This window comes from Vibrio sp. SG41-7, from assembly GCF_014164465.1.
In the GTDB taxonomy this organism is placed as follows: domain Bacteria; phylum Pseudomonadota; class Gammaproteobacteria; order Enterobacterales; family Vibrionaceae; genus Vibrio; species Vibrio splendidus.
The window spans coordinates 1-5,101 of record NZ_JACJFF010000202.1 but is presented as its reverse complement, the minus strand read 5'-3'; the positions used below and the strand labels follow the sequence as shown (position 1 = coordinate 5,101).

Below are 5,101 nucleotides of genomic sequence, written 5' to 3'. Positions count from 1 at the left end.
CACGAGTAGAATCGTGCATCTGCTCGAGTTGCAGCTTTTGTTGAGGAGTCAGTGTAATTTTCATGGGTCTTAGCATGATCCTGATTTTATCGAAAATCAAGCACCTTCATTGATCACGGGTATAGCAAACATTAAACAGTTGGAAATACCGGCTAACCTTTCCTTATTAGCCACTATGAACAGTAGTGATCAGGCAGTAATGCCTTTAGATACAGCATTCAAACGACGCTGGCGTTTCAAGTTTATTGATATTGATTTTTCTCATGTCGATGTCCCAAACTACGACTTTCACTTATCAACTCAAAGTGGTGTATATAGAATTTCTTGGCCAAAGTTTGCTTCAATCATTAATGATGTATTGATTGAAGCTCACGTTGCTGAAGATCGCCTACTAGGTCCTTTCTTTGTGAAAAAAGATGAAATAGAAACAGCTGAATCGGCAAAAGAAACCCTTAGCAGTAAGGTGTTTGTTTATCTTTGGGATGATGTACTTCGTCATCTAGGGCATACAAAAATTTTCTCTTCTAAATATAAAACGTTCGGTAAATTATCAAGCGAATTCAAAAAAAATATGGCTGTATTTAATTTGTTAATTGAAGAGAAAATTGAAAAGGAAGGCCGAAAAATTGAGGTGGCTGAGGCACCAGAAAATGCAGTTGAATAATATATTGTACTTATCTGATCGTAGTTTCCTTGAAGACCCATCGATTCCTCGAAGCGTATTAGATGAGTTGCAAAATCAGGGGCTGATTGCCCCTGATATGAGGAGGATACATTTTTGTGGAGTAGTGCCTTACAGCGATGGTATAGCTGTTTTTTTACCGCGTAACCATCTTGCATCAATAGAAGATGGTGGCATTGCTGGCTATTATCTGGTCCAAGCTCTACTAAAATATTATCAAGATAAAGATAGTGGCATTTATGCTCAAGAGAACGGTACTGAAGTGATAGGTGGTCGTGCCTTATCTTTAGCGATCTCGCTCATTGATGACTATCGATCGAATGGCTTATATGTACGTCGAGTGAAAGAGAATACAGTTAATTCTGGGAAAGTTAATTGGTCGCGTACTATTGCACGTAGTTCATCATATCCGGCTAATAGTGGATCTGTTTATTTGGAATTACACTCATCTCGTGCTAAGTACCTTACACACTGTGAAACAGCGAAGATACATGCAGAGGTTGTCAAAGAATTACTATCAGATTATGGATCTTTATGGTTTGGTACTTTTTCTCATTCCGACCTGAAAGTGGAGTCTCTTGTTAGTTCCATTGGGAGTACTGAAGCCAAACTCTTATATCTTGAACAGCAATTGCAGCTTAGTTATTCTGAAAGAGATATGTTTTTGATAAAAGCCCTAATCAAATATCTTAGAGTAAAAAAGGGCAATGAGGTTAATTGTGTATTAATTGGTGTGCGTAAATTTCACAACTTATGGGAGTCAATGCTCGATCAGTGTTTGATTGGTAAATATCCAGTAAATAGCAAGTTACCTGTTCCTATCTACCAGACGAATGAAGGTGATTTTATTACCGTAGCTCAAAAAGGTCAGAGGACAGATACCGTTCTGAAGCATGAACAAGAGAACAAGTTTGCAGTCGTCGACGCAAAATACTATAGCGCGACTTCACCATCGACTGCTCCGGGCTGGTCGGATTTGGTTAAACAGTTTTTCTACCAGCAGGCAATTCATGAGCTTGAAGGAAAAGATACTCCTGTATCTAATCACTTTATATTTCCAGGTAGCACGCAAAAACTAAAGTCAGCACATGTCGCAAAAAGAGGCGTTGATGTTCGTTCTGTAGATGAATGTATTCCTCGATATGCGACTATTCATTGCCACTATCAAGATCCAATCAGATTACTAGAAGTTTATGTGAAAGGTGAAAGGTTGACTCAATTAACTCAGGAAATATTCAATTCATAATAAAAAAGCCACATGACGTGGCTTTTTGTCTAACTGCGAGAGCTAGATTTACTTTAATTTGGCACGCCTAGTTTATCATAGTTTTCGAGGTTTCGCTTTTAGCGAATATTTCGTTATGAATATTCTTTTAGAACATCGTGTTGAGGCTCCGCCAGCGTTGGATAATCGATGTAGCCTTTTTCGTTGCCGCCAAACAGAGTGGAGCCATCGAGATCGGATAGTTCGTTGCCGTTTTGTAGGCGTGAAACTAGGTCTGGATTAGCAACGAATGGGCGACCGAATGCGACGAGATCGGCGTAGCCTTTGCTTAACACTTCTTCGGCGCGTTCTGGTGTGTAGCTGCCAGCAACGATGATGGTGTTAGAGAACAACTCTCTTAGCTCTACACGGAAGCTTTCCGGTATCACTGGTGCGTCATCCCAATCGGCTTCTGATAGGTGCAGATAAACGATATTACGAGCTTGTAGCGCTTTTGAAGCTTCTAAAATCGTTGGCACGATGTCTGGGCAGTTCATGTCTTTGAAGGTGATGAACGGAGCTAAACGAACACCCACCTTATCGGCACCAATCGCATCAATCACTGCATCCACCACTTCGATTAGAAAACGAAGTCGGTTCTCGCGGCTGCCTCCATAGTTGTCGGTGCGCTTATTTGAATTGGTTCTTAGGAACTGATCGATGAGGTAGCCATTACCACCGTGGATTTCCACTCCGTTGAACCCTGCCTCGACAGCTTTTTTCGCTGAGTTAGCAAAATCTTGAACAACACGATCGATGTCTGCTTGGGTCATCTCTCTTGGTTGGATGCAATCCACCATGTTGCCGTTACCATTTTCATCAGAGATCCAAACCTGCGTTTCTATGGGTGCCAGTGCAGAAGGTGCAATCGGCAACTCGCCTTTTTGAAAGGTAGGGTGTGATACTCGGCCTACGTGCCATAGTTGGCAGAATATCGCGGCACCTTGCTCTTTTGCTGCTGTGGTGACTGATTTCCAACCTTCGATTTGCGCATCGGTATAGACGCCGGGTGTGAATGAGTAACCTTGGGAATCATCTGAAATTTGTGTGGCTTCAGTGATGATTAGCCCTGCACTTGCTCGTTGTTGGTAATAAGTCGCCATCATGTCGTTTGGCACGTTTCCAGGTTGGCTAGTGCGAGCGCGTGTCATGGGTGCCATAACGATACGGTTTTGCAGCTCTAGGCCTTTCAGTTCTGATGTTTCGAATAACTTGTTCATGATCTCTACCTTTATGAATTTTTAGTGCTGTGCCAATTCCAGTTTGATAATGAATTGGCACTTTGAAGTTACGGAGTTCTTAAATTATTTAGCTTCTGTGGGTGCAAATATTGAGTTGCTTTGTGGTTTCTCGTTTCGGTTAGCTTTAGCGATTAAGAACAAGCCGACGATAGGAACCACAACGGCTGCGAACGGAATCATTCCTGCGCCTAGTTGGCTGTCGAGTACCATGCCGCCAAGGAATCCACCAAAGGCATTGGCTAAGTTAAACGCTGATATATTCGCAGTTGCTGCTAGCTCTTGCCCTTCGCCACCGTGGTTCATTACTCGAAGTTGCATGGCAGGGACGTTTGCAAATGATGCAATACCAAAGACAAATGCGGCTGCAACGAAGAGGATTTTGTTGTCTACCACAAGGCCAACTACCACCAATGACACGATCATTGCGATAGCCCAAAACATTGAAGCTTTGCCTAGGTTTTTATCTGAAGAGCGTCCGCCCAAGGTGTTACCGATGATTAAGCCAACACCCACAATCACTAAGATCCAAGTCACTGATTCTTGACTGTAACCTGTGATGTGCATGGCGATTGGCGCAAGGTAGCCGTAAAGCGTCATGAAGCCAGACCAAGCAAAAGCGGTGATTGCTAAGCTGATCAGTAACATTGGATTTTTGAATGCTAGAAGCTGAGTTTTGATGTCTTTCGCTTCACTGTGACCGGTCGATTTAATCGAAGTCAGAATGGCAAGCATCGCGATAGTGCCAAGTGCTGCCACGGTAAAGAAAGTAGTGTGCCAGCCGAATTGCAAGCTGACCCATGTACCAGCTGGAACGCCAAGAACGTTAGCGAGTGTTAAGCCTGCGAACATTTGGCCAACGGCACGACCTGCCATTTTTTCAGACACTAAGTTGGTTGCAACAACCGCACCGATACCATAAAAAGGGCCTTGCACTAAGCCTGCGATAACACGGCTGGCAAGTAGAAGTGGGTAGCTAGGAGCAAGGGCTGATAAGACATTACCGATGATGAACAGTGCCATTAAGCCAATCAGCACCATCTTCTTGTTAAAACGTGCAAGGTAGATGGTTAAGATCGGGCCACCAATAACGATAGCTAATGCGTAAGCACTGATTAGGTATCCAGCTTGACCTTCGGTGATTGAAAGTGATGTGGCAATTTGTGGAAGGATGCCTGCAATAACAAACTCAGCGGTGCCGATTGCAAATGCAGCGAGTGTCAGTATCCAAACTTGGAATGGAATCTTTTCTTTATGGGTAGTTTCTTTATGGATAGTTTCTTGGTTGACGGTTTCTTGTTTCATGATGATCTACCTATGTAAATTCTTGTTTGTTAGGACGTGAGATACACGCCCTAACGATTGTTCTTTATGTCTTTGCTTCTTTGCTTCTTTGCGGAGTGTTAGCCGAGTAGAGCGCCGCCATCGATGTCGATGATTGACCCTGTGACGTATGGGTTATTAATTGTGAACAGGTAACCCATGGCTATCTCTGAAGGCTCGCCAACCTTGCCTGCGGGTAGGTTGTTTTTGGCGTTGTCGTACATGCTTGTACGAGCGGAATCGTCCATGTTTTTGTAGGCTTCCGTCATGGTTAAACCCGGGCTAACGGCATTGACTCGAATGGGGGATAGCTCTTTCGCTAGTATTTTGGTTACGCTTTCTAGTGCGGCGTTGATGGCGGTTTTTACGTAAGTGCCTGCCACAACCTTGCGTGACAACATGCCAGTTGTGAAGGTGATAGACCCGTTTGGTGTCATGTAACGAGCGGCATGTTTGGCTACGTTTAAGCTGCCCCAATATATGGTACGTCCCGTTATTGCAAGTAGAGTTAAAAACAACGAGCTGATTTGCGCTAATATATTCAGAGTCTATTAGAGACTGCCATTAGTCTCAGCTCTATGATGAGGTGTGCGC

At 43.5% G+C, this 5,101-nt stretch carries 4 protein-coding genes and 1 pseudogene; 2 read left to right on the top strand and 3 right to left on the bottom strand.

Annotated features, from left to right (window positions below; translation table 11 throughout):
• The first annotated feature begins 109 nt into the window (after positions 1 to 109).
• Both H5300_RS25430 and H5300_RS25425 read left to right on the top strand, forming a co-directional pair.
• On the top strand, positions 110 to 664 hold the full coding sequence (locus tag H5300_RS25430) for a hypothetical protein (RefSeq protein WP_182797223.1): 555 nt from the start codon (positions 110 to 112) through the stop codon (positions 662 to 664).
• Positions 651 to 1,928, top strand: a complete 1,278-nt coding sequence (locus tag H5300_RS25425) for an LlaJI family restriction endonuclease (RefSeq protein WP_102561825.1) — start codon at positions 651 to 653, stop codon at positions 1,926 to 1,928. The genes H5300_RS25430 and H5300_RS25425 overlap by 14 nt, the downstream gene beginning before the upstream one ends.
• A 113-nt stretch (positions 1,929 to 2,041) precedes the next feature.
• Here H5300_RS25425 and H5300_RS25420 read toward each other — a convergent pair whose 3' ends face one another.
• From H5300_RS25420 to H5300_RS25410, 3 genes and pseudogenes are all read right to left on the bottom strand, one after another.
• The gene (locus H5300_RS25420; RefSeq protein ID WP_182797222.1) at positions 2,042 to 3,166 is read right to left on the bottom strand and encodes an alkene reductase; all 1,125 of its coding nucleotides are present in this window, start codon (positions 3,164 to 3,166) and stop codon (positions 2,042 to 2,044) included.
• A gap of 84 nt (positions 3,167 to 3,250) precedes the next feature.
• Positions 3,251 to 4,489, bottom strand: coding sequence for an MFS transporter (locus tag H5300_RS25415; protein WP_182797221.1), 1,239 nt, complete (start codon positions 4,487 to 4,489; stop codon positions 3,251 to 3,253).
• Between the two features lie 98 nt (positions 4,490 to 4,587).
• Positions 4,588 to 4,992, bottom strand: a pseudogene (locus tag H5300_RS25410) (SDR family oxidoreductase); the annotation flags it as partial.
• Positions 4,993 to 5,101: the final 109 nt, after the last annotated feature.